This window comes from Clostridium sp. D5 (assembly GCF_000190355.1).
Taxonomy (GTDB): domain Bacteria; phylum Bacillota; class Clostridia; order Lachnospirales; family Lachnospiraceae; genus Faecalicatena; species Faecalicatena fissicatena_A.
Window position 1 is genome coordinate 145,964 of sequence record NZ_GL870814.1, and the last position, 25,558, is coordinate 171,521.

General features: G+C 45.6%; 22 protein-coding genes and 2 tRNA genes. 17 read left to right on the forward strand and 7 right to left on the reverse strand.

Features of this window, described 5'->3' with window-relative positions; translation table 11 throughout:
• Positions 1–131: 131 nt before the first annotated feature.
• Positions 132–1,490, reverse strand: a complete 1,359-nt coding sequence (locus tag HMPREF0240_RS14235; protein ID WP_009004120.1) for a sodium-dependent transporter — start codon at positions 1,488–1,490, stop codon at positions 132–134.
• Between the two features lie 88 nt (positions 1,491–1,578).
• On the reverse strand, positions 1,579–2,925 hold the full coding sequence (locus tag HMPREF0240_RS14240; RefSeq protein WP_009004121.1) for a sodium-dependent transporter: 1,347 nt from the start codon (positions 2,923–2,925) through the stop codon (positions 1,579–1,581).
• Positions 2,926–3,236: 311 nt separating this feature from the next.
• On the opposite strand from HMPREF0240_RS14240, the gene infC reads away from it, so the two are divergent.
• The 4 genes from infC (at position 3,237) to HMPREF0240_RS14260 (ending at position 5,561) form a co-directional block, all read left to right on the forward strand.
• Positions 3,237–3,731 carry a translation initiation factor IF-3 gene (gene infC / locus HMPREF0240_RS14245; RefSeq protein WP_009004122.1) on the forward strand — a complete coding sequence of 165 codons (495 nt, stop codon included), beginning with the start codon at positions 3,237–3,239 and terminating at the stop codon, positions 3,729–3,731.
• Positions 3,732–3,792: 61 nt separating this feature from the next.
• Entirely contained in the window at positions 3,793–3,990 is a 198-nt protein-coding gene (gene rpmI, locus HMPREF0240_RS14250; protein WP_009004123.1) for a 50S ribosomal protein L35, read from the forward strand.
• Positions 3,991–4,021: 31 nt separating this feature from the next.
• Positions 4,022–4,378 carry a 50S ribosomal protein L20 gene (gene rplT / locus HMPREF0240_RS14255; protein ID WP_009004124.1) on the forward strand — a complete coding sequence of 119 codons (357 nt, stop codon included), beginning with the start codon at positions 4,022–4,024 and terminating at the stop codon, positions 4,376–4,378.
• A gap of 163 nt (positions 4,379–4,541) precedes the next feature.
• Positions 4,542–5,561: a DUF2804 domain-containing protein gene (locus HMPREF0240_RS14260; RefSeq protein WP_009004125.1), complete on the forward strand. Its 1,020-nt coding sequence runs from the start codon at positions 4,542–4,544 to the stop codon at positions 5,559–5,561.
• A 270-nt stretch (positions 5,562–5,831) separates the two neighbouring features.
• Here HMPREF0240_RS14260 and HMPREF0240_RS24430 read toward each other — a convergent pair whose 3' ends face one another.
• Positions 5,832–5,972, reverse strand: coding sequence for a hypothetical protein (locus tag HMPREF0240_RS24430; RefSeq protein WP_157134251.1), 141 nt, complete (start codon positions 5,970–5,972; stop codon positions 5,832–5,834).
• Positions 5,973–6,026: 54 nt separating this feature from the next.
• On the opposite strand from HMPREF0240_RS24430, the gene HMPREF0240_RS24435 reads away from it, so the two are divergent.
• Positions 6,027–6,203 carry a hypothetical protein gene (locus tag HMPREF0240_RS24435; protein ID WP_009004126.1) on the forward strand — a complete coding sequence of 59 codons (177 nt, stop codon included), beginning with the start codon at positions 6,027–6,029 and terminating at the stop codon, positions 6,201–6,203.
• A gap of 180 nt (positions 6,204–6,383) precedes the next feature.
• Positions 6,384–7,769 (forward strand): TrpB-like pyridoxal phosphate-dependent enzyme, encoded by a 1,386-nt coding sequence (locus tag HMPREF0240_RS14265; protein ID WP_009004127.1) that lies wholly within the window; start codon positions 6,384–6,386, stop codon positions 7,767–7,769.
• Positions 7,770–8,026: 257 nt separating this feature from the next.
• Here HMPREF0240_RS14265 and HMPREF0240_RS14270 read toward each other — a convergent pair.
• Both HMPREF0240_RS14270 and HMPREF0240_RS14275 read right to left on the reverse strand, forming a co-directional pair.
• Positions 8,027–8,111, reverse strand: a tRNA-Leu gene (locus tag HMPREF0240_RS14270).
• 232 nt (positions 8,112–8,343) lie between these two features.
• Positions 8,344–8,428, reverse strand: a tRNA-Leu gene (locus HMPREF0240_RS14275).
• Positions 8,429–8,624: 196 nt separating this feature from the next.
• Between HMPREF0240_RS14275 and HMPREF0240_RS14280 the strand changes: the two genes are divergently transcribed.
• The 4 genes from HMPREF0240_RS14280 to HMPREF0240_RS14295 are packed head-to-tail and all read left to right on the forward strand — an operon-like array spanning position 8,625 to position 13,734.
• Positions 8,625–11,006: an FtsX-like permease family protein gene (locus HMPREF0240_RS14280; protein WP_009004128.1), complete on the forward strand. Its 2,382-nt coding sequence runs from the start codon at positions 8,625–8,627 to the stop codon at positions 11,004–11,006.
• A gap of 12 nt (positions 11,007–11,018) precedes the next feature.
• Positions 11,019–11,789: an ABC transporter ATP-binding protein gene (locus tag HMPREF0240_RS14285; protein ID WP_009004129.1), complete on the forward strand. Its 771-nt coding sequence runs from the start codon at positions 11,019–11,021 to the stop codon at positions 11,787–11,789.
• Between the two features lie 3 nt (positions 11,790–11,792).
• A complete protein-coding gene (locus HMPREF0240_RS14290) occupies positions 11,793–12,473 on the forward strand; it encodes a response regulator transcription factor (protein ID WP_009004130.1) in 681 nt (226 codons plus the stop codon).
• A complete protein-coding gene (locus tag HMPREF0240_RS14295; RefSeq protein WP_009004131.1) occupies positions 12,460–13,734 on the forward strand; it encodes a HAMP domain-containing sensor histidine kinase in 1,275 nt (424 codons plus the stop codon). Before HMPREF0240_RS14290 ends, HMPREF0240_RS14295 begins: the two co-directional genes overlap by 14 nt.
• A 35-nt stretch (positions 13,735–13,769) precedes the next feature.
• Here the strand turns inward: HMPREF0240_RS14295 and HMPREF0240_RS14300 are convergent, their stop codons facing one another.
• Both HMPREF0240_RS14300 and HMPREF0240_RS14305 read right to left on the reverse strand, forming a co-directional pair.
• A complete protein-coding gene (locus HMPREF0240_RS14300) occupies positions 13,770–14,606 on the reverse strand; it encodes an AraC family transcriptional regulator (protein ID WP_009004132.1) in 837 nt (278 codons plus the stop codon).
• A 50-nt stretch (positions 14,607–14,656) separates the two neighbouring features.
• Positions 14,657–16,015 (reverse strand): DUF1958 domain-containing protein, encoded by a 1,359-nt coding sequence (locus HMPREF0240_RS14305; RefSeq protein WP_148486348.1) that lies wholly within the window; start codon positions 16,013–16,015, stop codon positions 14,657–14,659.
• Between the two features lie 297 nt (positions 16,016–16,312).
• Between HMPREF0240_RS14305 and pap the strand changes: the two genes are divergently transcribed.
• The 7 genes from pap to HMPREF0240_RS14340 all read left to right on the forward strand — a co-directional run bounded on the left by pap (position 16,313) and on the right by HMPREF0240_RS14340 (position 25,369).
• A complete protein-coding gene (gene pap / locus HMPREF0240_RS14310; RefSeq protein WP_009004134.1) occupies positions 16,313–17,848 on the forward strand; it encodes a polyphosphate:AMP phosphotransferase in 1,536 nt (511 codons plus the stop codon).
• A gap of 251 nt (positions 17,849–18,099) precedes the next feature.
• The gene (locus HMPREF0240_RS14315) at positions 18,100–19,101 is read left to right on the forward strand and encodes a deoxyguanosinetriphosphate triphosphohydrolase (protein ID WP_009004135.1); all 1,002 of its coding nucleotides are present in this window, start codon (positions 18,100–18,102) and stop codon (positions 19,099–19,101) included.
• Between the two features lie 60 nt (positions 19,102–19,161).
• Entirely contained in the window at positions 19,162–20,934 is a 1,773-nt protein-coding gene (gene dnaG / locus HMPREF0240_RS14320) for a DNA primase (protein WP_035313557.1), read from the forward strand.
• A gap of 57 nt (positions 20,935–20,991) precedes the next feature.
• Entirely contained in the window at positions 20,992–22,101 is a 1,110-nt protein-coding gene (gene rpoD, locus HMPREF0240_RS14325; RefSeq protein ID WP_009004137.1) for an RNA polymerase sigma factor RpoD, read from the forward strand.
• Between the two features lie 10 nt (positions 22,102–22,111).
• The gene (locus HMPREF0240_RS14330; RefSeq protein ID WP_009004138.1) at positions 22,112–22,822 is read left to right on the forward strand and encodes a class I SAM-dependent methyltransferase; all 711 of its coding nucleotides are present in this window, start codon (positions 22,112–22,114) and stop codon (positions 22,820–22,822) included.
• Positions 22,812–23,594: a Nif3-like dinuclear metal center hexameric protein gene (locus tag HMPREF0240_RS14335; RefSeq protein WP_009004139.1), complete on the forward strand. Its 783-nt coding sequence runs from the start codon at positions 22,812–22,814 to the stop codon at positions 23,592–23,594. The genes HMPREF0240_RS14330 and HMPREF0240_RS14335 overlap by 11 nt, the downstream gene beginning before the upstream one ends.
• 101 nt (positions 23,595–23,695) lie before the next feature.
• Entirely contained in the window at positions 23,696–25,369 is a 1,674-nt protein-coding gene (locus HMPREF0240_RS14340; protein ID WP_009004140.1) for a nucleoside kinase, read from the forward strand.
• Positions 25,370–25,558 lie beyond the last annotated feature (189 nt).

Here is a 25,558-nt window from a genome sequence, read left to right on the forward strand (position 1 = left end):
CCCTCCATGTTCCCTGTTTTTTCTCCTACGGCTTCTTCACAAACGGCCGCCAACAGAAATGGCATGCACAGCCCCGCAGGACCCCATGTCAGCCTTTCACTTAGCGCCCCTTCTGAACAAAACATCCTTCCCTACAGACTAATGATCCCTAAGGCATTCATTACGGAGCTTACGAGGATCAATACCAACAGAATCGGTGCGATCCATTTTATCATGACTGTGAAGAGTTTTTTGCTTTTAAAGCCCGCCCCTTCTACGCATGCCTCTTCGATGATGGCTTTAGGCTTGATAAAGAAACCTACGAAGATACATGTGAAGAGTGCAACAATCGGCATCAGGACGCTGTTGCTCATGAAGTCCCAGAAGTCCAGTATGGACATTCCGATTGGCTGTATAAAATCCCAGACTCCAAAACCAAGAGAGGACGGGATTCCCATCAGCAGTACATAGATTACGACTATAATACAGGTAAACTTTCTTGTCCATTTGAATCTGTCCATAAATATAGATACAATTGTTTCCATCAATGAAATGGCTGAGGTTACTGCAGCAAAGAATACAAGTACAAAGAAAAATGTTCCGACAAAACCGCCCATCGGCATGCTGGCAAATACTTTGGGGAGTGTGATGAACATTAGTCCCGGTCCTGCGCTGAGCGCAGACTGATCTCCGCCGGAGAAAATGAATACTGCAGGAACGATCATAAGTCCGGCAAAGAATGCAATACCGGTATCAAATATTTCGATCTGGCGTACAGCGCCCTCCAGACTGGTTGACTTCTTCATGTAAGAGCCGTAGGTAATCATAATTCCCATTGCCAGAGACATGGAATAGAAGAGCTGTCCCATGGCCGCCAGGAGCGTCTTGACCGAAAAGTCGGACATGTGGGGCATAATGTAATATTTAAGTCCTTCAATGGCTCCATCCATTGTCAAAACATAAATAGAGATACCAACGGTCAGGACAACGAGTATTGGCATCAGGAACTTGCTGACAGTTTCAATACCTTTTTCAACGCCTAAGATAACAACAACTGCTGTGAATACTACAAACAGTGCGAACCAGAAAAGCGGGCTCTGCACTCCGCCGATAAAATTGCTGAAGTAGTCATCCCCCGCAGCAGCTTTTGTTCCCCCAGTGATAAAAGTGGCAAAGTATTTAATAACCCAACCGCCGATAACGGAATAGTACGGTAAAATGATGATCGGTACAATAGCAGCCAAAACTCCCAGAAATCCGAAATGCCTGTCCAGTTTCTTGAAAGCACCGATTGCACTCAGACCTGTTTTACGGCCGATGGCAATTTCTGCTACCATAAGAGTAAAACCGAAAGTTATAGCAAGTATAATATAACATAATAAAAAAGTTCCTCCCCCGTATTTGGCTACGAGATAGGGGAAACGCCATATGTTTCCCAGTCCTACAGCAGAACCGGCGGCAGCCAGTATAAATCCGATCTTGCTTGTAAAATTACTTCTGTTTTCGTCCATCTTAAAAAAACCTCCTCAATTCTCACCCGTAATATTTAGACACGAATAGATATATTATGACATGAGGGTGAGTGATTTTCAAGTGGAATCAGCCAATTCCACCATAAAAAATCCCCAGAATATATACAAGAACAGCAACTCCGCAGAACACGTATCGGGTCATGGGTTCGAACCATCTGCCTACCTTTCTGCTTCTGCCCGTCTGGACGGATTCGCGGGCAAAACCTTTGCGGCAGACCCAGAACATGGTAATACCAGCCAGAAGAGCGCCAAGCGGTATGACATAGATTGAGATGGTATCCATCCAGCTGCTGAGCAGATCCCCTTCCACAAAAACACCAACGCCAAGTGTGATCACGCCGATGATAATGATGGATTTTACCCTGGAAAGCCCGAATCTGCTCTGCAGTGCTTCCACCGGACTTTCCAGAAGATTCATCAGGGAGGTGACACCTGCACAGAGTACTGCAAAAAAGAATATAATGGCAAACAACCGTCCGAAGGGCAGGCTTCTGATCACGGCAGGGATCGTAACAAACAGAAGGCCCGGCCCGGAATTTGGCGACATTCCATATGCGAATACTGCAGGAATAATGACAATTCCCGCCAGGAGGGCGGCAAGTGTATCAAAAACCGCCACATTTTTTGCGCAGCTGATGATATCCACATCCTTTTTCAGGTAGCTGCCGTATACGACAGTACCGCTTCCTGCCAGAGAAAGCGAAAAGAACGCCTGTCCCATGGCGTAAACCCAGGTTCTTGGATTGGCCATAGCGCCCCAGTCTGGTTTAAATAAGTAGGAGTACCCGGAAAAGGCTCCGGGAAGCATAGCTACGCGGACCGCCAGAAAGACAAACAGGATAAAGAATGCAGGCATCATGACCTTATTGATTTTTTCGATTCCATGTGAAATACCAAAAGACATACAAATCAGGACGATCAGCAGACCCAGAAAGTGCCAGGGAATACTCCCAAAATTCTGTGCCAGTGTTCCAAAGACTTCCCCAGGCTCCTGGTTTCCTAAAATATCTCCTGTTATAGAAGAAAAAAGAAATCGCAGGATCCATCCGATGACAACACTGTACCCGATGGCAATCCCCAAAGATCCGATGACCGGAATCAGTCCGATCAAGCTGCCGATCCCCGGAGCATTTCTCTGTTCAAATCCTTTTTTGAAGGCACCAAGCGGTCCGGACTGCATAGCACGGCCGAACGCCATCTCACCGATCACGCCGGTGAGCCCAATCAGTACGACAAACAGGATATAGGGTATTAAAAAAGCAAAGCCTCCGAATTCCCCGATCCGGTAGGGAAAGAGCCAGATATTGGCCATTCCGACGGAACTTCCGATACAGGCGATAATAAATCCCCATTTATTTTTGAATTTGTCTTCAGAGGGCTTGCCCTTAGCCTGATTTTGCTGTAAACTACTCATAGTTATTCCTCATTTCTGTAAAAGTAGCAATATTATAACATAGTTCAAAGAAAAAATTAAGAGGAAATGTATTGACATTTATCTGAAAATGTGGTAAATTATAACCTGCGTGAGGCAAAAAACAAAGTAGAGCATCCACTCTCACCATAGCACAATTGAGTGACTATTGGTTTGATATTGAAGCATTCACACAGTTCGTGGACTGTGCGTGTCGATATACGGGTGGATAGGATTCACTCGTTTTTTATTGCTCTCATGGAAGAACCTAAAGGAAATTCATTTGACGGAGGTATACGACAATTAGCGATTTAATGATTAACGAGCAGATCAGAGACAAGGAAGTTCGTCTGGTTAGTGAGGATGGGGAACAGTTAGGAATTATGTCATCCAGAGAAGCCCTGAAAATGGCCATGGATGCTGAACTTGATTTGGTGAAGATTGCACCGATGGCGAAACCGCCGGTCTGCAAGATTATTGATTATGGCAAATATAAATACGAGCAGACACGTAAGGATAAAGAAGCCAAGAAAAAGCAGAAAACTGTCGACTTAAAGGAAGTACGTCTGTCACCTAATATTGATACAAATGACCTGAATACTAAGGTTAACAATGCGAAGAAGTTCATCGCAAAGGGCAACAAAGTGAAAGTGACGCTTCGTTTCCGCGGAAGAGAGATGGCACATATCCAGCAGAGCAGGCACATCCTGGACGATTTTGCAAAAGAACTTTTGGATATTGCGGTTATTGAGAAACCGGCGAAGCTTGAAGGAAGAAGTATGAGCATGGTTTTAACTGAAAAACGTTAAAAATAAATTATTACGGGTGTCCATACACTCAGTAAACGCACAATGAAGGAGGAAATTTATCATGCCAAAAATCAAAACTAATAGAGCGGCAGCAAAGCGCTTCAAAGTAACAGGTACAGGGAAACTGAAAAGAAATAAAGCATACAAGAGCCATATCTTAACAAAGAAGTCTACGAAGAGAAAAAGAAATCTCAGACACCCGGCTATCACAGATGCTACCAATGTAAAAAACATGAAGAAAGTATTACCATATCTGTAAGATTTGGAAGTTGATGAAGGAGGATTAAGAAATGGCAAGAATTAAAGGCGGAATGAACGCTAGAAAAAAACATAACAGAACATTAAAGTTAGCTAAAGGATACAGAGGAGCACGCTCCAAACAGTACAGAGTTGCAAAACAGTCTGTAATGAGAGCACTTACATCATCATATGCAGGTAGAAAACAGCGCAAACGTCAGATGAGACAGTTATGGATCGCACGTATCAATGCTGCTGCAAGAATGAACGGCCTGTCATACAGCAAGTTCATGCACGGACTGAAGCTGGCTGAAGTTGATATGAACAGAAAGATGCTGGCTGAACTGGCAGTAAGCGACAAAGAAGGATTCGCTACACTGGCAGAGGTTGCAAAAGCAAAGATTGCATAGTAAAATAATACTATGAAGCCCAGTCCCCTTGGGGATTCGGGCTTTTTCTTTTTTTATCGGTGAAAGAACTTCGATGCGGCGTCACGGATACGGTTACACGAGAACCTCTTTTTCTTAGTTGATATGGCTGCTTCAGAAATTTGGATGGACAGGAGATGTTTGCATGAGAAACCATGAAGTTACAACAAAACAGCCTTTATTAAATGAAGACGGAAGCCTGAGGGAACCTGGATGGTCCAGGCAGCTCATCCAGGAATACGACAGAAACCAGATCAAAGCCCCCAGTATGCGGATAAAGGAATGGGATTATTACCTTGTTCTGAACCAGGACTTTGCGGCGGCATTTACACTGTCAGCCGACGGCTATATAGGCCTTCAGTCAGTCTCTCTGTTGAATTTCAAAGAAGGATGGGAACACACCGAGACAATTTTGAATAAATTTCCCATGGGAAAGATGAAAATGCCGTCTACGTCGACAGAGGGCAATATCCGGTATAAAGATAAACGGCTGAAGATGGAATTTGGCGTAGAACCGGGACGGCGTGTCATCACTTGTGATTTCAAAGACTTTTGGAATGGAAAGCCCCTTTACTGCGAGATAACACTTTCCCAGCCGCCGATGGATACGATGGTCATTGCCACACCATGGAAAGAGAAAAAAACAGCATTTTATTACAACCAGAAGATAAACTGCATGCGGGCGGAAGGTTCTGTTACCTTTGACGAAGTTACCTACTGGTTCAATCCTGACACAGATTACGGAACTCTGGACTGGGGGCGTGGTGTATGGACCTATGACAACCGCTGGTACTGGGGTTCAGGAAACGGAACAGTGGGCGGAAGACCCTTTGGCTTTAATATAGGATACGGATTCGGGGACACGTCTGCGGCAACAGAAAACATGCTGTTCTATGACGGCACATGCCATAAACTGGACGATGTCACATTTCACATACAGGACGATTATATGAAGCCCTGGCGTTTTACCTCCAGCGACGGCAGGTTCGAGATGGAATTCGAGCCGGTACTGGACCGCGCAGCCAAAATATCAGCCCTGGTCATCGCTTCAGACCAGCACCAGGTATTCGGCAGGATGAGCGGAAGGGCAGTACTGGATAACGGAATGTTTATCGAATTAAAAGATTTCATGTGCTTTGCCGAAGATGTGCATAACCGCTATTAAGAGGGACTGAGTGAACGAGATTTAGCCTTGTGAATGGAGGGGACGCCTGCCGGGGAACGGGACGGGGAGTAGACGAAATCCTATGTCTGTTTGGAATACCGCCCGTTGCGCTAAGCGGCAGTAAGAGGGAAAACCCAAAATCAGCCGGCACTGTACGCATTCACCGCCTACTCTGATGAGTAGACGGCTCAGGCGTACAGAAAAGTTAATTTGGTGATTAACTTTTCTCCGGCTGATTTTGTGTTTTCCCTCTAACTGCCGCTAAGCTCACTACAGGTATTCCAAACAGACATAGGATTTCGTCTGCTCCCCGTCCCGTTCCCCGGCAGGCTGGTGCATCCGCTCGGAAGGAAAGAACTCATTTCCCGGTGAGGGTCCCGGACCGGAGAGACGCCTGTCCCGCCTTGTCATTCGCGTCCCCTCCCCAACTCAATTAATATTTCTTCCCCAAAAAAGTATTGACATTTGAAAATTGACGTGGTAAAGTTTTCTCAAACCTATGAGGAAGAGCAAGTACCTTTTGTACTTACCATACAGAGAGCTGCAGGCGGTGGGATTGCGGCAGGAAGAGGCAATTGGGAATGGGCTTCTGAGGGCGAACTGAAAGTATCAGTAGGTGAGCCGGAGAGAGTACTCCGTTAACAAAGTCGGCATATGTTAGTATGCATGAGAGGATGCGTTCGCTGCATCAAGCTGGGTGGCACCGCAGGAGTTTTGATAATTCATACTCTTGTCCCTGCAATAATTTATTGTGAGGGATAGGAGTATTTTTTGTGCATATAAAAAAACTTATCCCTGAAAAAAAGAAAGGAGATATATAAAATGAGTGAAAACAAGATTCCCTACAAAATTTATCTGGAAGAGAGTGAGATGCCGAAGGAGTGGTACAATGTCAGAGCCGATATGAAGAACAAACCGGGACCGCTTCTGAATCCTGGAACTATGAAGCCTATGACGGCAGAAGAACTGGGTGTGGTGTTCTGTGATGAACTGGTAAAACAGGAACTTGATAATGATAACCGTTATATAGAGATTCCAAAGAAAATAAGGGATTTTTATAAGATGTATCGTCCGGCGCCTCTTGTAAGGGCATACTGCCTGGAGGAAAAGCTGCAGACTCCGGCAAAGATTTACTATAAGTTCGAGGGAAATAATACAAGCGGAAGCCATAAGCTGAATTCCGCTATTGCACAGGCTTATTACGCAAAAGATCAGGGACTCAAAGGCGTGACAACAGAAACCGGCGCAGGCCAGTGGGGAACAGCCCTCTCTATGGCGTGCTCCTATCTGGATCTGGACTGTAAAGTTTACATGGTAAAATGCTCTTACGAACAGAAACCGTTCAGAAGAGAAGTGATGCGCACATACGGGGCAAGTGTAACACCGTCACCATCAGAGACAACCGAGATTGGCAAGAAGATTCTGGCAGAACACCCGGGCACATCAGGCAGCCTTGGGTGTGCGATTTCTGAGGCCGTAGAAGTAGCAACACACTCTGAAGGATACAGATACGTTCTGGGAAGCGTTTTAAACCAGGTATTGCTCCATCAGTCAATCATCGGTGTAGAAGCAAAGATTGCCATGGATAAATATGGAATCAAACCAGATGTTATTATCGGATGCGCGGGTGGCGGATCTAACCTGGGAGGCCTGATTTCACCGTTTATGGGCGAGAAGCTCAGAGGGGAGGCTGATTATCAGTTTATCGCCGTTGAGCCGGCATCCTGCCCAAGTCTGACAAGAGGTGTATTTGCTTATGATTTCTGTGATACCGGTATGGTTTGCCCTCTGGCGAAGATGTATACGCTGGGAAGCGGTTTTATTCCATCCGCGAACCACGCTGGCGGCCTGAGATATCATGGGATGAGTTCCACTCTGTCACAGCTGTACCACGATGGATATATGGAGGCACGTTCCGTAGAGCAGACTTCCGTATTCGAGGCAGCAGAGCAGTTCGCACGGGTAGAAGGAATACTTCCGGCTCCGGAGAGCAGCCATGCAATTAAAGTTGCCATTGACGAGGCTGTGAAGTGTAAGGAGACAGGAGAAGAGAAGACGATTCTGTTTGGTCTGACAGGAACCGGATATTTTGATATGCTGGCATATGAGAAATTCCACAATAAAGAGATGACGGATTACATTCCTACAGATTCAGATCTTCAGGCAGGATTTGATGGAATCCCAAAATTCGAGGGTAACATGGAATAGAAAAAATAAGATTGTTCCACTTCCTCCAAGCCCGGTATTTACAGGGGGCGGAAGTGGAACAATAAATAACTATTTACAAATTTGCAGAGATTTATCATAATCTCAGTTTCAAAACAATTCAAATCGCATATCTGGTATCTGCCAAAAGGATTTAAATATTTCATGCTGATATTAAAACACATAAAAAGAGCCTTCCCAATTGTGAAAAAGCTCTCCTTAAATAACAAAAAACCTTGCAATCGCAAGGCTTCTTATACTGCGGAAGATGGGACTTGAACCCACACGAGCGCATTGCTCACAAGATCCTTAGTCTTGCTCGTCTGCCAGTTCCGACACTTCCGCATTTTGCAGCATCTGCTCATTTGCTGTTCACACGCTACGAATGATATAATACTATTTATTTCCTCAAATGTCAATAGTTTTTCGCCATTTTTCTGTATGGATTTTTACAAACTTTTCATATAATTCGAAAAATTCACCTATCTTGCTTTTTAGTTACATTTACCTCACTATAATAAAAATGTCAGGACAAAACTAATGCAAACCTGCATCCAATTTGTCCTGACTTTCGTACTGCGGAAGATGGGACTTGAACCCACACGAGCGCATTGCTCACAAGATCCTTAGTCTTGCTCGTCTGCCAGTTCCGACACTTCCGCATAATGTAGTACTTGTTAATTGCGCTACGAATGATATCCTACTATGTATTTCTGCAAATGTCAACAGATTTTGCTGAATTTTATATAAGATTATGATAATTTAAATATAAGTGGCAAATATCTCCCCATTTAAGGAATTTTTAATAAACAGTACATTATACTTTCCTTATCAACAAGGAAAGGGAAGGAAAAACACATGATACAGAGGATATTAAAAAAGGATCTGAGGCGAAGGAAGAGTGTAAATATAATTCTTTTTCTGTTCATCATGATTGCATCCATCTTTCTGTCAAGCAGCATCAACAATATTATGGTGGTGTCTTCGGCAGTAGACTACTATATGGATTATGCAAATGTGCCTGATGTGAATTATATCGTCTCGGGCACCCAGGAAAAAGAGCAGATCGACAAATGGATTGAGAAAGATGCACCTGGCGTGGAAGAATGGGGCTATAATACGGTTATTATGCTGAACGAGAAGGATATCAGGATGCAGAGGAGCGGTAAGGAGAGTGCTTTTAACGCGCATGGAGCCAGCATGTATCTGGGGACGATAGATGCGGATTACTGCAAGGTATATGATACAAAAGGGAAAGATTTCAGCCTGAAAGAAGGCGAAATAGCCCTTGGTCAGGGGATGGCTGAAAAAAATAAGCTGGAAGAAGGCGACCAGATTAAAATAAGTGTGGGTGGTTCTGAAAAAGAGTTTACCATTAAGCTGATGATTAAGGACGCGGCTTTTGGAAGTGACATGGCAGGAATGAGCCGGATGATCATTTGCCCCGCAGATTACAAATATTTTTCGGAGAAGGAAAATGCGGATATTATCGGCCTTTATTATGTTAATGTAGAGGATGTGAATGATTTTGTTAACGGATTTGACGATGAAGGGTTTATAACTTCTATGAATTCAATCACAAAAAATATTTATACAATGGCGTATTCATTTGACATGATTATGGCGGGGCTGCTGATTTTGATTGGAATCTGCCTGATTCTCATAGCCCTTCTGGTGCTTCGTTTTACGCTTGTATTTACAATAGAGGAAGAATACCGGGAAATCGGTATTATGAAAGCCGTAGGGCTGAAAAATTTTGCAATTAAAAAAATTTACCTTATCAAATATTTTCTAATCGTTGTTTTAGGAGCGCTGACGGGGCTGGGTGCAAGCGTTCCGGTCAGCAGAATGATGGTGGCCAGTGTCAGCAGCAATATGATTATGGAAGATACGCGGGTGAATCTGTGGGTGAACGGCATCTGTACACTGCTGATTGTCATTCTGGTTATGTTTTTCTGTTACTCCTGTACCAGAAAGCTGAATAAGGTCTCTGCAATCAGTGCAATTCGAGGCGGCCAGAGCGGGGAACGATACAGCAGGCGGGCAGGGCTGCGCCTGTACCGCAGGAAACGGATGCCGGTAGCGCTGTTTCTTGGAATCAATGATATGGCCAGCCATGTAAAGAGGTATCTGGTTCTGATTGTGACCTTTTGTCTGAGTTTTATCCTGATCACGATTCCTCTGAATACCTTGAACACGATGAAGAGTGATGAGATGGCAGGGAAATTCTGTATGGATCCGGACAGTGCCGTTTACGTTGAGAAGATAGAACAATATGGAGAAAATGCTTACAGAACCAGAGCAGAGCTGGATGAAGGCATGGAGAGAGTGGAAAAGGAACTGGCTGAGAAAGGGTATGAGGCCGAACTTACCGGAGTGCCTATCTATTTCCTGAGCTACTCATCAAAAGGGGAGAGCGGGAAGAACAAGATTATGACAGTTCAGATATCCGGTCCCAATAATGATTTTCTTTCTTATCAGGACGGGGAAGCCCCCAAATTGCCTAATGAGGTTGCGTTTTCCAGATATATTATGGATGAGAAAGGTTGGCAGACAGGTGATACTGTGGAAATGGAAGTGGGCGGGATGCAGAAGAAGCTCATTATTACCGGGAGCTACTCTGACTATATGCAGGTTGGAAAGAGCGCCAGAATGAATCCAGAGCTGGACCTGAAAAACGAAACAATGTTCCATTACTGGAACATCATGGTCGATATGGAAACGGATCAGACACAGGCAGAACTTGTAACAGAGCTTGGCAGACTGTTTCCGGAATATAAATGGACAACAGCCCAGGATGTGGTGGACCGGAATGTGGGCGGGATACAGGAGTCGCTCAAAAGTATGCTGATTCCGATGACCGGAATGCTCTGTGCGGTGATTATGCTGATTACCCTGTTGATGGAACGCCTGTTTATTGTCAGGGAGAAAGGCGAGATTGCCATGCTGAAAAGCATTGGGTACCAAAGCAGAACGATCCGTCTCTGGCAGGTGATGCGTATGGTATGGGTAGCCCTCATCTCTATGATTGCTGCAGTACCGCTGTCACTTTTGTCCAACCGTTTCATGCTGAAACCTATTTTTGCTATCATGGGAGCAGACGTGGAGATCCAGGTCGTTCCCTGGCAGGTGTACGGGGTTTATCCCGGAGTGCTGCTTGTGGGAATTATCCTGGCAACCGTGATAGCTGCGATGAATGTGAAAAAGATTAATATACGCGAACTCAATAACCTGGAGTAGGAGGATAGGTAAATGAAGACATTAGAAGTTTCAAATTTGTGTAAAACATATATTATAAATAAGCGCCAGAACAATGTTCTGCGCAATGTGAATCTGACAATCAATGATGGGGAAATGCTGGGAATTATGGGACCTTCAGGTTCCGGCAAAACGACGCTCTTATACACCGTGAGCGGCATGGATAATGCAACAGCCGGAAAGGTGGACTTTTTCGGCAAAGAACTGACTTCGCTGAAAGCCGGTGATATGAGCGATGTGCGACTGAATGAGATGGGATTCGTATTTCAGCAGATGTATATGCTGAAAAACCTGACCGTATATGATAATATAATCTTACCGGGATATCAGACAGCAGAAGGCAGAACAAAGAGCGGCAGAAAGCAGCTCAATGAGAGGGCAAAACTGCTGATGCATAAACTGGGAATCAGCGAAATTGCAGAAAATGATATCAATGAAGTATCCGGCGGGCAGCTGCAGCGCGCATGCATCTGTCGCAGTATGATCAACAATCCGAGAATTATATTCGCCGACGAGCCTACCGGGGCATTAAATAAGCAGAATTCCATAGAGGTTATGGAGGAACTGAATCATATCAATAAAGAGGGCACTGCGATCATGCTTGTGACCCATGATATGAAGGTAGCATCAAAATGCGGCAGAGTGCTGTACATTGAGGATGGAGACATCCGTGAAGAAATCACTCTTGGAAGACGGGAAAATGCGCAGGAGGACAGGGCCAGGGAGAGAACTTTAAATGACTGGCTGATTAAATTGGGATGGTAGGACATGAAAGATATATTACTGGTGGAAGATAATGAGGAACTGGCAGTCCTGATACGGGATTTTCTGATAAGAGAGGGATATTCTGTCTGCTGGGCTGTGTCTGGCAAGGAAGCGCTGGAGGTTATGGAGGAGCAGCCCATAAAAATGCTGCTGCTTGATATTATGCTGCCTGGAATGGACGGATTTGCAGTCTGCCGTGCCGTGAGAGAAAAGTGGAGTCTGCCTGTCCTCATAATGAGTGCCAGGGCGGGCAGAGATGATAAACTGACCGGATATGAGCTGGGTGCGGATGATTACATGGAGAAGCCTGTAGATGCAGATATTCTCATCGCCAAGGTTAAGGCATTGATGCAGCGCGCCTATGGAGCCCGCCAGGAATCGGATATGCTTGTATCCGGCCAGATAAGCCTGGATACCGGAGCCAGGCAGGCGTATCTGGCCGGGCGTGAACTGGAGCTGAATGTGAAAGAATATGAGCTTCTGCTGTTGTTTCTGGAAAATCAGGGGAAAACACTTAGAAAAGAATATATCTTTGCACAGATCTGGGGGATGGACAGCCTCAGCGAGAACCAGACTCTTACCGTGCATATTAAGATGCTCAGGAGTAAGATTGAGGATAACCCTAGGGAAGCAAAGCGAATTCAGACAGTCTGGGGAGTAGGCTACCGTTATGAAGAAGTATAACAGGCTTATTGTTCTTTCTGTAATGCTGTATCTGCTGGCCGCACTGGGGATAGCAGACGCATCATACAGGGAGACGGCAGAAAGGGAAAAGGCATATAAGGTCGAGATAAACCGTATCTACAGCAGCTTATCCGGGGGGATTTCTCTGGATAAGCTTGATTTGCGTTCTTATAAATATGTCCGCGAGGTGAGTTACCTGCCGTTGGATGAGCTGGATCATGAGGACATAACATTAGAATTTTACGGTGGCAGTGGCTCAGGGGAAATGGAATTTTCGCCCCTTTACACAGACGGAAGATTCGCGGGATTCCTGCGTTTCGATTATCACAGGCCTGAGTTAAATCAACGAAGGATTATCCTGTTAACGCAATTTGCCCTTGGACTAATGGAGCTGTTTTTGCTGGGAATTCTTTTCTATTTGAAATATCAGCTCATACGGCCCTTTCAGAGGATGAGCAGTCTCACATATGAACTGGCACAGGGGCATTTCAAAGGGGAAGTTAAGGAAGAAAAAAGCAGATTCTTCGGCAGATTTATGCTGGGGATCGGCCAGCTTAAAGATACACTGGAGGTGACGAAAAAGAGGGAGCTGGAACTGCAGCGGGAGAAAAAGCTGCTCCTGTTATCCCTTTCACATGACATCAAAACCCCTCTTAACACCATTCGTCTCTGCGGGAGGGCTCTGGAGGAGGAATTATATAAAACGGAGGAGCAGAAGAGGCATGCAGTCTGTCAGATCGAAGCAAAAGCGGAGGAGATTGAGCGCTACGTTGAGGAAATTATGAAAAATACCCGCGAGGACATCCTGGATATTTCCGTTAAAAAAGGGGAATTTTATCTGGAAGAGCTGGTTACCAGAGCTCTGGATACTTATCAGGAAAAGTGCAGTATCCGTCTTCTGGAACTGAACGTGAACGCTTATGAGAACCGTCTTCTGAAAGGCGATCTGGAAAGATCCCTGGAGGTGTTTGAAAATATATTTGAGAATGCATTTAAATATGGAGACGGCAGGAAAATTGAGATTACCTTCTGCGAAGAAGATTACTGCCAGCTGATCCGTATATTTAATACGGGCATTCCAGTGACAGATAATGAATTTAATCATATTTTTGAGAGCTTTTACCGCGCCGAAAACAGCGGTGGAAAGAAGGGGAACGGTCTGGGACTCTATATCTGTCGTGAGATTATGCGGAAGATGGGAGGGGAAATATTTGCTGAAAAGCTAAATGACGGTATGGCTTTTGTGCTCGTATTTCCCTAAAAACACTGCACCATGTCTTCTTTTTGCCCGAAAGGTTATACAATATGTGTTTCCCGGTAGGAGAGAGGTGTCATTCCGGTATATCTTTTGAAAGATTGGGAAAAGTAATTGGCAGAGGAGAATCCGACCAGCCGGGATATCTGGCTTATACTGAGATCGGTTGTTTTGAGCAGTTCTTCGCTGTTCAGTATCCTTCTTTCCAAAAGATAGTTGATCGGAGCAACCCCATATGTCTTGGAGAACATGCGGGACAGGTAATACTTATTAAAACCGGAAAAATCGGCAAGGGTATCCAGTGTGATATCCTCTGAATAATGGAGCTTAATATAGTCTTTCACGGCGGCACATTCTGGCGGAAAGTGGCTGGCGGAGTAAAGGGCCAGACGGTCGCCGATGATGCGCTGCACCTTCAGAAAAAATACAGACAGATAATGCTGGCAGATCTGCAAGGAGGACTGTTGTCTGTTCTGTAACTCTTCCAGCATCAGATTCATAATCGGAATAACAGTAACTCCATACTCCTCAAGCGCATAAGCATGGAAACGGAATTCAACGTTATCCAGGAACTGAAAGAAAAGATTGTCAATTCCCATAATCGTGTAGGTCAGCGGCACCGGACCGCAGGAACGTTCTGTATGAGGCGTGCCGGGATTGATTAGTACCAGAGAATTCTCATGGATTGGCACTTCTGCATCATTGGCACAGAAAATACCTTCCCCGGATGTGACAAAAAATACTTCTGCAAAACTGTGGGAATGAAGCGTGTACTCCCAGTCTGTCCCAAAAGTGGCGGATGTCAAATACACGAGCTGCTCAGAGGATCTAAGAGCCGAATGTAAAAAGCTGGCAGTTGAATACTGTATGTCAGTCATAGTTATGTCTCCTTTGAAAGATTGCAGCTTTGTTCCTTTTAATAAACCGTTTAATGATCTTTATCCTGCAGTGATCGGATATTCTGCTGTTTTCTGCGTTCCATTCGTCTTTTCCGGCGTTTTTTCTTCTGAAGTATCACATAATAGAAACGAAGGCATCCCAGTAACAGGAGAATTATAATAATGAGAAGCAGAACTTTTAGTACTATAGTAAACCAGGAACCTGTGCGCCCGGAAAGAATCGGGGCAGCTTCATATGAAACGGCAGGAGTTTGATATCCGGGCAGAAATTCTCTTTTTGAATTTACAGATACCTTACCGTTGTCCAGGTTAAATGAAAGATTAGTGCTTTTGGGTACACAGTCCCACAGGTCTTTTTTAACCTCAATTTTCTTATTATTAATCGTATGGATACCTTTTTCCAGTACTTTCCGGTACTCGAAATTTTGAAAGGCCTGTTCCATAATGGCATTGCCAATGAGATGGCGCATTTCCTCACCTGCCTGATCCTCCCACTTTGAAACACCCATTACAATCTCCACAAGACGGGTGTTTCCGCGCAGTGCAGTGGAAGAATAGTTGAAACCGTTTTGATTGGAACCGGTCTTTAATCCATCGGTTCCTTTCAGAGAATATTTGGCGCCTTCGAGCGAATACTGGTATGTATCAAATTTCTCTTCGTATGGAGTTCCTTCTTTTATCACAATTTTAGGGTGTTTTGTATGATTTAGGATATCAGGATAAGTTTTCACAAAATAACAGCACAGCAGGGCATAATCCTCCGGTGTTGTGACATTCACATCCGTAAGGGAGGCATTGACAGGCTGGTAGGGAACCAGGAGTTCGTTGGGCACTCCGACAGGGTTGTAATACCGGGTATTTTTCATTCCAAGAGAGGAGGCCCTTTCGTTCAGAAGGGTGACGAATTTGTCCGGGTCTGGCTCAATCAGATCTGCGAGCATATAAGTCGCGGCAGCGGAAGAGGGTACAATGATCAGGTCGATTAATTCCGCTACAGTATAGGAAGCTCCGGCCAGCATCTTGTTGTTGCTCAGTGAATACCTGCCGGCTATATCCAGATATTTGTCAGTGACAGGAACCTGGGTGTCCAATGAAAATTCACCTTCCTGAATGGCATCGTAGGCCAGAAGTATCGTCATTAATTTGGACATGCTGGCCGGCTCCCAGGATATCTGGGGATTTTCCTGCCACAGAACATGCCCCGTATTGATCTCTACAATAATGGAACCTGCAGGCTGATAGCGCTCTTCCAGTTGATGGCCACTGCTTCGGGCAATATCGATGGCCCGTTCTGCCCGGACATTCATTCCAGGAAACAGAAGAGATAAGCATAGTGAAAAGGCAAAAACAGGAATTAGGTGTAGATAAAGATGTTTTCGTGTTTTCATAGATGGGAATCCCTTTCTCAAAATTAAGTATTTTGATATTATCATAAAGATTGGAGAAAATAACCAGAAATAGTGTTGCCTGCTGATGTATACCTAAGGGCATCATGCAACGCACGCCCTGCGGGCGGATCTGCGGCAAGTCACATAATAAAGTATACCATTTTCAACAATATATGACAAGAATGTGGTATAATAATCAGCATAAAATCGGTGTTTATAATAGTCTGAAGATGCCGGCGTTTATAAATGATCTGACTCGTGAATACTAATAGCAGTAACGGACGGGAGGAAAAAATTATGTTAGAAAAAGTGGACCTTACCAAATCTATGACAAAAGAGGAATACAAAGCGAAAATGCCAATGCTTGAGAACCGGCTGGGAGAGCTTCAGCGCCAGTGCAAGACCCTGAATATTCCGGTAATGATTGTGTTTGAAGGCTACGGAGCTGCAGGCAAAGGACTTCAGATCGGGGAACTGATTCAGAGTCTGGATCCGAGAGGCTTCAGAGTATTTGCCATAAAGGAAGAATCTGAGGAAGAGCGGATGCACCCTTTTCTCTGGCGGTTCTGGACCAAAACCCCGGAAAAGGGGCGGATTGCTATATTTGACGGCAGCTGGTACAGAAAGGTATTGATCGACCGCTTTGATAAGAGAACAAGAAAAAAAGATATCCCGGACGCATATCAGTCCATCTGCTCTTTCGAGAAGCAATTGACTGATGACGGTTATGCCATCATCAAACTGCTGCTTGCCATTGATCAGAAGGAACAGAAAAAACGTTTCCATGGGCTTAAAAAGTCCAGGGAGACTGCATGGCGGGTAAGCCAGGGCGATCTGGAACGCAACGTAAAGTATCGGGAATACACGCAGATGATCGAGGAGATGCTGCAGATTACCGATACGGATTATGCACCGTGGACAATCATTGAGGCGATGGACAGAGAATTTGCTACAGTAAAGATTTATACCGTTGTCATCAAAGCCCTTGAAGAAGAGCTGGAAAAAGCCAAAAAGGCAAGAGCCAGGGAAAAAGCGGCAGAAGCAATAGCGGAGATGGACGAGGAGGCCTTGGCAGGTACAGAAGCGCCAAAGCAGGAAATCGATGAAAAAGAACTGCAGGAGTCTGTTCTTGCAAGGGCAGACTTAAGTCTGAGCCTTACCAGAAAGGAATATAAGGAGAAGCTGAAGAAGCTGCAGAAAAAAATGAGTCTTCTCCACGGAGAACTATACCGCAGAAGGATTCCTGTCGTGCTCGGTTTTGAAGGCTGGGATGCGGGCGGCAAAGGCGGTGCAATCAAACGCCTCACTGCCAGGATGGATCCGAGAGGTTTCGTGGTAAATCCTACGGCATCCCCCAATGATATTGAAAAAGCCCATCATTATCTATGGAGATTCTGGAGAGCCATGCCCAAGGCCGGACACATTGCAATATTCGACCGTACCTGGTACGGACGCGTTATGGTTGAGCGGATCGAGGGGTTCTGCACGAAGCAGGAATGGCAGCGGGCCTATAAAGAAATGAACGATATGGAGAAAGATCTGGCTGATGCAGGCGCAATTGTTATGAAATTCTGGATGCAGATCGATAAGGAGGAGCAGGAGCGCCGTTTCAAAGCCCGTCAGGAAAATCCGCAGAAACAGTGGAAGATTACAGATGAAGACTGGAGGAACAGAGAGAAGTGGGATCAGTATCAGGAAGCCGTCAATGAGATGCTGATACGCACGTCAACGGAATACGCTCCATGGGTTGTAGTTGAGGCAAACGACAAGTATTATGCCCGTATAAAAGTACTGGAGATGGTGGTGCAGGCCATTGAAAAACGCCTGAAATAACAATAAAAAGGAAATAAAATGAAAACACAGAATATATTATATATAGATTCATATTATCTTTTTAAGGTATACCCAAAGGGCACCCCGTAATCCATGCCCATACGGGCGGATCTGCAGCACAGCTGCAGAATAAGGTATACCCAAAGGGCACCCCGTAACTCATGCCCATACGGGCGGGTCTGCAGCACAGCTGCAGAATAAGGTATAAGTTTTGTCACCTGCAGTCAGTATTCAGTGTGAGGAATAGGCCTATGACAATCAGAGAGCAGCTGGAAGAACGAGAACTGGAATATTTAAGCCCTTATGCAACATTCAGTAGAAATTCAAAGGGCAGAAGAAAGACGGAGCCGGAATGTGATATCCGGCCCGTGTTTCAGCGCGACAGGGACCGCATACTGCATTGTAAGTCCTTCAGGCGGCTGAAGCAGAAGACACAGGTTTTTCTTCTTCCCAAAGGGGATCATTACAGAACCAGGCTGACGCATACACTGGAAGTTTCTCAGAATGCAAGAACAATCGCAAAAGCCCTCAGGCTGAATGAAGATCTGGTTGAGGCAATCGCACTGGGGCATGATCTGGGGCATACACCCTTTGGCCATGCCGGAGAGCGTGCTCTGAACAATGTCTATCATTTTTCCCATAATAAACAGAGTGTGAGGGTTGTAGAGTGTGTCGAGAAACAGGGGGCCGGCCTGAATCTGACCTGGGAAGTGCTGGACGGGATACTGAATCACCCCACATCGGGAGAGCCTCATACTCTGGAGGGGCAGGTACTGCGCCTGTCGGATAAGATTGCATATATCAACCATGATATTGATGATGCAATCCGGGGCGGTATTCTGGTGGAGGAAGATATTCCGTCAAAATACCGCAGGATTCTCGGCAATACCAGTAAAGAACGTCTGAATACCATGGTGCATGACGTTATCATCCACAGCATGGATAAACCGGCTATTATTATGTCCGAAGAGGTGGAAAATGCAATGATAGGCCTTAGGAAGTATATGTTTGATAACGTGTATATGAATCCGAAGGCAAAAGGAGAAGAAGACAAGGCGGTCCGCCTGATAGAGCAGTTATATGATTATTATATCCATCACCTCGAGCAGCTTCCCGAGCAGTACCTGCGTGCAATTGACAAGACAGGCAGCTGCCGGGAACAGGTGGTATGTGATTACATAGCGGGAATGACAGATAATTACGCGGTTAAAAAATATGAAGAATTTTTTGTGCCGGAAGCGTGGAAAAATTAAAGGAAATCAGAAAGTTTTGTCGAATATATATTATAGGGCTTTCATTTATTGGAGGAATATATGTATTATCCAGAGGAATTAATAGAAGAAGTAAGAATGAAAAATGACATCGTGGATGTGATATCCGGTTATGTGCGGCTTCAGAAAAAAGGAAGTTCTTATTTTGGACTCTGCCCGTTCCACAATGAAAAATCGCCATCTTTTTCCGTGAGCAGAGGAAAGCAGATGTATTACTGCTTTGGCTGCGGCGCCGGCGGCAATGTTTTTACATTTCTGATGGAATATGAGAATTTTTCGTTTATAGAAGCCGTGAAGTTCCTGGCCGACAGGGCCGGGGTGGAACTTCCCGAAATGGAGTACTCAAAAGAAGCAAAAGAAAAAGCCGGATTGCGCGCAACGCTTCTGGAAATTAACAAAGTTGCTGCGCAGTATTTTTATGTACAGTTGAAAACAGAGCAGGGAAAAACTGCGTATACATATTTAACGAACAGGGAGCTGTCTGATGATACGATCAAGGCCTTTGGCCTGGGCTACTCCAACAAATACAGCAATGACCTGTTCCAGTATCTGCGGAAAAAGGGATACAGCGAAGATCTGATCCGTCAGGCCGGGCTGATCAATACAGACGAAAAAAATGGCGTGTACGATAAGTTCTGGAACCGGGTGATGTTTCCTATTATGGATGTCAATAACCGGGTAATCGGATTCGGCGGCCGTGTTATGGGGGATGGGAAGCCCAAGTACCTGAACTCCCCGGAGACGGCTATATTTGATAAAAGCCGCAATCTGTACGGGCTGAACCGTGCCCGCACTTCGAGGAAGCCTTATTTACTTATATGTGAGGGGTATATGGACGTGATCTCTCTGCATCAGGCAGGTTTTACGAATGCGGTGGCTTCACTGGGAACGGCCCTGACAACCGGACATGCCTCTTTAATCAAGCGCTATGTACAGGAGGTATATCTGACTTATGACAGTGATGAAGCAGGGACAAAAGCAGCGCTCCGTGCCGTACCGATTCTGAAGGAGGCAGGGATTTCCGCCAAGGTAATCCGAATGGATCCCTATAAAGACCCCGATGAATTCATAAAGAATCTGGGGGCGGATGAGTTTGAAAAGCGGATTGGCAGCGCCAGAAACGGTTTTTTGTTCAGCCTTGAGATACTGGCGAAGAACTATGATATGGAATCCCCGGAAGGGAAGACCGCATTTTTTAAAGAAACAGCAAAACGTCTGATGGGGTTTGAGGACGAGCTGGAGAGGAATAATTATATTGAAGCTGTGGCAAAGTCATACAGGGTCAGCGAAGAAAGCCTGCAGAAGCTTGTAACCAAAACCGCCATCAGCGAAGGCATGGCGAAGCCCGCAGCGAGGCCCAAACAGGCAGGCGGCGTAAAGCCGAAGGAAGACGGCATTCTCGTTTCCCAGAAGATACTTTTGACATGGATGATTGAGGATGTTAAGTTATTCGGGACAATCAAACGTTACATAAGTCCGGAAGATTTTACAGAGGAACTGTACAGGACCGTGGCTGATCTGCTCTACGAGCAGTATGAAGCAGGAGAACTGAATCCGGCAAAGATATTGAATCATTTTACAGAGGAAGAAGAGCACAGGGAAGCTGCTTCTTTATTCCATACTAAAATCAGGGAACTGTCAACCAGAGAGGAGCAGGAACAGGCATTAAAGGAGACGATACTGCGGGTTAAGGGACACAGCATCGATTACCGGACAATGCACCTGGATCCTACGGATATGGCAGGGCTGCAGAGGCTGATGGAAGAGAAGCGCAAACTTGATGATATAAAGAAACTGCATATTTCTATTGAATAAGGATAAAATAAAACAAGATAGCCCTATACCGGGTATAGGCAAAGGAAGGATGGACACATGGAAGAAAACACACAGAAATTTGACGAGAGGCTGAAAGAACTTGTTGTGCTGGGCAAGAAAAAGAAGAGCATCCTGGAACTTCAGGAGATCAATGACTTTTTCAATGACATGGAGCTGGACGCAGAGCAGATGGAAAAGGTATTTGACCATCTTGAGTCAAATAATATTGATGTGCTTCGTATCAGCGGAGATGAGGATGACGTTGATGTTGAGGTCATCATTACTGATGAAGAAGAGGTGGATATGGAGAATATCGACCTTTCTGTGCCGGATGGCATCAGTATAGAAGATCCTGTGCGTATGTATCTGAAAGAGATCGGTAAGGTTCCGCTTTTGAGTGCGGAGAGAGAGATTGAGCTGGCACAGCGCATGGAGGACGGGGATGAAGATGCGAAGAAAGAACTTGCTGAGGCAAACCTCCGTCTGGTTGTAAGTATTGCGAAAAGATATGTGGGCCGTGGAATGCTCTTCCTCGACCTGATACAGGAAGGAAACTTAGGTCTGATCAAGGCGGTAGAGAAGTTTGACTACCATAAAGGGTATAAGTTCAGTACTTATGCAACATGGTGGATCCGTCAGGCAATCACAAGGGCGATTGCAGATCAGGCAAGAACGATCCGTATTCCGGTGCATATGGTTGAGACAATCAACAAACTGATCCGTGTATCCAGACAGCTTTTGCAGGAATTGGGGCGCGAACCCACGCCGGAAGAGATTGCAAAGGAACTGGACATGCCTGTAGAGCGTGTGCGTGAGATTCTCAAGATCTCCCAGGAACCGGTATCTCTGGAGACTCCCATCGGAGAAGAAGAAGACAGCCATCTGGGTGATTTTATACAGGATGACAACGTGCCTGTCCCGGCAGAGGCGGCAGCACAGACTCTGCTGAAAGAGCAGCTGGATGAGGTGCTTGATACTCTGACAGAGAGGGAACAGAAGGTACTGCGTCTGCGTTTCGGTATGAATGACGGCAGGGCCAGAACACTGGAAGAAGTGGGAAAAGAGTTTGATGTTACCCGTGAGCGTATCCGTCAGATCGAGGCAAAAGCACTCCGCAAGCTGCGCCATCCAAGCCGGAGCCGCAAGCTCAGAGATTATCTGGACTAGGTACAGGCATATGGAATTATCAAAGAGACTGCAGGCAGTTGCCGATCTGGTGACTGCCGGTTATATTATGGCAGATGTAGGCACAGATCATGCCTATATCCCGATCTATCTTATGGAACATGGGCTGAACCCGTCCGCCATTGCGCTGGATATCAATGAGGGGCCTCTTGGACGTGCCAGGGAGCACGTAGAAGAAAATGGAATGTCAGACCGGATAAAACTTCGTCTTTCGGACGGTCTGGCTGAACTTCTTCCGGGAGAAGCAGAGACGGTGGTACTGGCAGGCATGGGCGGCGGCCTGATGATCCGGATTCTGAAAAACAGCCCGGAGATTATTGCCGGACTGAAGGAATGCATTCTGCAGCCGCAGTCGGAAATAGCAAGAGTCAGAGCCTTTCTTTTAGAGGAAGGTTTTTTGTTTATCCAGGAAGATATGGTACTTGAGGATGGAAAATTTTATCCCATGATGAAGGTGAGAACACCATCCGGAAATATGCCTCATGCAGAAAGCTGGAGTGAAGTGGAGATCCGATATGGAAAACATCTGCTGACGGGCCGGCATCCGGTTTTAAAAGAATTTCTGGAACGCGAGACAGCCTTAAAATCAGAGATACTGAAAAATCTTGAAAAACAGAACAGCCAAAGTGCCCAACATCGAACAAAAGAGCTGAGAAAAGAATTGAACTATGCCAGAAAGGGGCTGGAGTACTATGCTTTGTAAGGAAATCATAACAGTAATAGAGGCTGCCTATCCAAAATCGGCGGCGCTGGATTTTGACAATGTGGGCCTGCAGGCAGGCCGGTCAGAAAAAGAAGTAAACTGCGTTTACCTTGCTCTGGATGCCACGGAAAAGGTAATTGAGCAGGCAAAAGAAGCGGGGGCGGATATGCTGATCACCCACCATCCGCTGATTTTTTCGCCCTTAAAGCACGTCACGGACGAGGATTTTATCAGCAGAAGAATTGTGAATCTGATTCAGTCTGATATTTCTTATTATGCAATGCATACAAATTACGATGTCCTTGGTATGGCAGAGCTTTCCGGCAAGATCCTGGAGCTTGAAGATACAGAAGTACTGGACATTACATCGGAGATAAATGGTGTACCGGAAGGCATCGGCAGGACCGGCGCGCTCAAAAATACTATGACACTTGAGGAATGCTGCGTCTATGTGAAGAATAAACTGGGATTAGGCTCTGTAAAAGTGTTTGGAGATATGGACAGAAAGGTCGTCAGACTGGCTGTCTCTCCGGGATCTGGCAAAAGCGCGGTTTTACCTGCCCTGCGGACGGGAGCTGATGTACTGGTGACCGGTGACATCGGCCATCACGATGGCCTGGATGCAGTCGAACAGGGGCTGGCGGTTATAGATGCGGGCCATTACGGGACAGAATATATTTTTATAGATGATATGAAAGAATTCCTTCAGACAAGGCTGCCTTGCCTGAAGGTAGTAACTGCACCGATCATTCATCCATTTCAGGTGTTATAAAAGAGTGTCTGGTCATCTGTGAATGTTCGGCGGTCTGCCGGTTATTATACTTTTTATGAAGATCAGATCATCATGCAGCAAAACTGCGGAAAGGGAAGTCTATGGAATCAACAACTTGTACAGTACGCATTGGAGAAGAGATAAAGGAATATACGGCAGGAATTACTTATCAGGAGATCGCCAGGGAGTACCAGGACAGATATGAACATCAGATTGTGCTCGTTTTTATCAATCAGTATCAGCTTCAGGAGCTGGATAAAAAACTGGAACCAGACTGCAGAGAGATAGAATTTATCACAACGGAAAATCGCATTGGATACGAGACCTACAAGAGAAGCCTGTGTTTTATGCTTGTCAAAGCGGTACATGACGTCGGAGGCCATGACAAGGTAGAGCGTGTCAGAATTCATTTTTCTCTGAGTAAGGGCTATTACTGTACGGTAGAAGGGAACGTGAAACTCAGCCAGGAATTTCTGGATAAAGTGAATGAACGTATGCAGAGACTTGTGGAAGAAAGAATCCGGATTGAGAAACGCTCCATCCATACGACAAAGGCAGTGGAGCTGTTTCGAAAACACGGGATGTATGATAAAGAAAGACTTTTTGAATACAGAAGAGTATCCAAGGTCAACATATACAGCATGAATGAGTTCGAAGACTACTACTACGGATACATGGTGCCGGATGCAGGGTATTTGAAGTATTATTCCCTCCATTTGTATGACGAAGGCTTTATCATACAGATGCCTACGCGGGAAGCGCCTGAGACTGTAGATCCCTTTGTACCAAGGCCGAAGCTGTTCCAGGTATTAAAAAAATCCATACTCTGGGGGGATCTGCAGGGCATTGATACGGTCGGAGCCCTGAATGATATGGTTACACAGCATGATATGAGTGAAGTTGTGCTTGTGCAGGAAGCTTACCAGGAGCGTCAGATCGGAGAGATTGCCAAGCAGATCGCCGACAGGCCGGAAGTGAAGTTCGTGTTGATCGCGGGCCCGTCTTCCTCAGGAAAAACAACATTTTCCCACAGGCTCTCCATTCAGCTGCGCGTAGGCGGGATGCACCCGCATCCGATCGCAGTCGACAACTACTTTTTAGACCGCGAGAAAACACCAAAAGATGAAAACGGCAACTATAATTTTGAATGTATAGAGGCCATTGATGTAAAGCAGTTCAATGACGATATGCAGGCGCTTCTCGCAGGTGAGGAGGTTTACCTTCCCGTTTTCAATTTTAAGACGGGAAAGAGGGATTACAGCAGCACTCCCAAAAAACTGAATGCCCAGGATATTCTCGTCATAGAAGGAATCCACTGTCTGAATCCCCTGCTTACAGAATCATTGAACAATGACAACAAGTTCAAAATATATATCAGCGCGCTGACACAGCTGAACATCGATGAGCACAACCGGATTCCGTCAACCGACGGCCGCCTGATACGCCGTATCGTAAGAGACGCCAGAACAAGAGGCACATCCGCAAAAAACACCATCGCCATGTGGCCGTCCGTAAGAAAAGGAGAGGAGCAGTACATCTTCCCCTACCAGGAACAGGCGGACGTGATGTTCAATTCTTCCCTTCTGTACGAACTGGCCGTATTAAAACAGTATGTGGAACCACTGTTGTTTGGAATGGGAAAAGACTGCCCTGAGTATGTGGAGGCTAAAAGACTTCTTAAATTCTTTGATTACTTCGTGGGGATCGGGAGCGAATCAGTTCCGACGAACTCATTGCTTCGGGAATTCATTGGCGGGGGATGTTTTAATGTGTAGATTTGATTGAAGCGGAAATGTTTTGTAGGTGGGACGCCTGTCTGAGGAGGGAGTTCTGCCGGGAGGCGGGGGACTTTGCATGTGCTTTCTGAAAGCGGTCCGTTTGCCTGCAAGTCACCTCATCCGCTGCACACGTCCAGGAGCTCCCGTGTAAGTCATTCCATCCGCCCGGATGCGACTAGCTGAGTG

Excerpts from the sequence above, each read along its gene's own strand:
- HMPREF0240_RS14235 (WP_009004120.1), bottom strand. The coding sequence starts at position 1,490 with ATGGACGAAAACAGAAGTAATTTTACAAGCAAGATCGGATTTATACTG.
- HMPREF0240_RS14240 (WP_009004121.1), bottom strand. The coding sequence starts at position 2,925 with ATGAGTAGTTTACAGCAAAATCAGGCTAAGGGCAAGCCCTCTGAAGAC.
- infC (WP_009004122.1), top strand. The coding sequence starts at position 3,237 with ATGATTAACGAGCAGATCAGAGACAAGGAAGTTCGTCTGGTTAGTGAG.
- rpmI (WP_009004123.1), top strand. The coding sequence starts at position 3,793 with ATGCCAAAAATCAAAACTAATAGAGCGGCAGCAAAGCGCTTCAAAGTA.
- rplT (WP_009004124.1), top strand. The coding sequence starts at position 4,022 with ATGGCAAGAATTAAAGGCGGAATGAACGCTAGAAAAAAACATAACAGA.
- HMPREF0240_RS14260 (WP_009004125.1), top strand. The coding sequence starts at position 4,542 with ATGAGAAACCATGAAGTTACAACAAAACAGCCTTTATTAAATGAAGAC.
- HMPREF0240_RS24430 (WP_157134251.1), bottom strand. The coding sequence starts at position 5,972 with ATGACAAGGCGGGACAGGCGTCTCTCCGGTCCGGGACCCTCACCGGGA.
- HMPREF0240_RS14265 (WP_009004127.1), top strand. The coding sequence starts at position 6,384 with ATGAGTGAAAACAAGATTCCCTACAAAATTTATCTGGAAGAGAGTGAG.
- HMPREF0240_RS14280 (WP_009004128.1), top strand. The coding sequence starts at position 8,625 with ATGATACAGAGGATATTAAAAAAGGATCTGAGGCGAAGGAAGAGTGTA.
- HMPREF0240_RS14285 (WP_009004129.1), top strand. The coding sequence starts at position 11,019 with ATGAAGACATTAGAAGTTTCAAATTTGTGTAAAACATATATTATAAAT.
- HMPREF0240_RS14290 (WP_009004130.1), top strand. The coding sequence starts at position 11,793 with ATGAAAGATATATTACTGGTGGAAGATAATGAGGAACTGGCAGTCCTG.
- HMPREF0240_RS14295 (WP_009004131.1), top strand. The coding sequence starts at position 12,460 with ATGAAGAAGTATAACAGGCTTATTGTTCTTTCTGTAATGCTGTATCTG.
- HMPREF0240_RS14300 (WP_009004132.1), bottom strand. The coding sequence starts at position 14,606 with ATGACTGACATACAGTATTCAACTGCCAGCTTTTTACATTCGGCTCTT.
- HMPREF0240_RS14305 (WP_148486348.1), bottom strand. The coding sequence starts at position 16,015 with ATGAAAACACGAAAACATCTTTATCTACACCTAATTCCTGTTTTTGCC.
- pap (WP_009004134.1), top strand. The coding sequence starts at position 16,313 with ATGTTAGAAAAAGTGGACCTTACCAAATCTATGACAAAAGAGGAATAC.
- HMPREF0240_RS14315 (WP_009004135.1), top strand. The coding sequence starts at position 18,100 with ATGACAATCAGAGAGCAGCTGGAAGAACGAGAACTGGAATATTTAAGC.
- dnaG (WP_035313557.1), top strand. The coding sequence starts at position 19,162 with ATGTATTATCCAGAGGAATTAATAGAAGAAGTAAGAATGAAAAATGAC.
- rpoD (WP_009004137.1), top strand. The coding sequence starts at position 20,992 with ATGGAAGAAAACACACAGAAATTTGACGAGAGGCTGAAAGAACTTGTT.
- HMPREF0240_RS14330 (WP_009004138.1), top strand. The coding sequence starts at position 22,112 with ATGGAATTATCAAAGAGACTGCAGGCAGTTGCCGATCTGGTGACTGCC.
- HMPREF0240_RS14335 (WP_009004139.1), top strand. The coding sequence starts at position 22,812 with ATGCTTTGTAAGGAAATCATAACAGTAATAGAGGCTGCCTATCCAAAA.
- HMPREF0240_RS14340 (WP_009004140.1), top strand. The coding sequence starts at position 23,696 with ATGGAATCAACAACTTGTACAGTACGCATTGGAGAAGAGATAAAGGAA.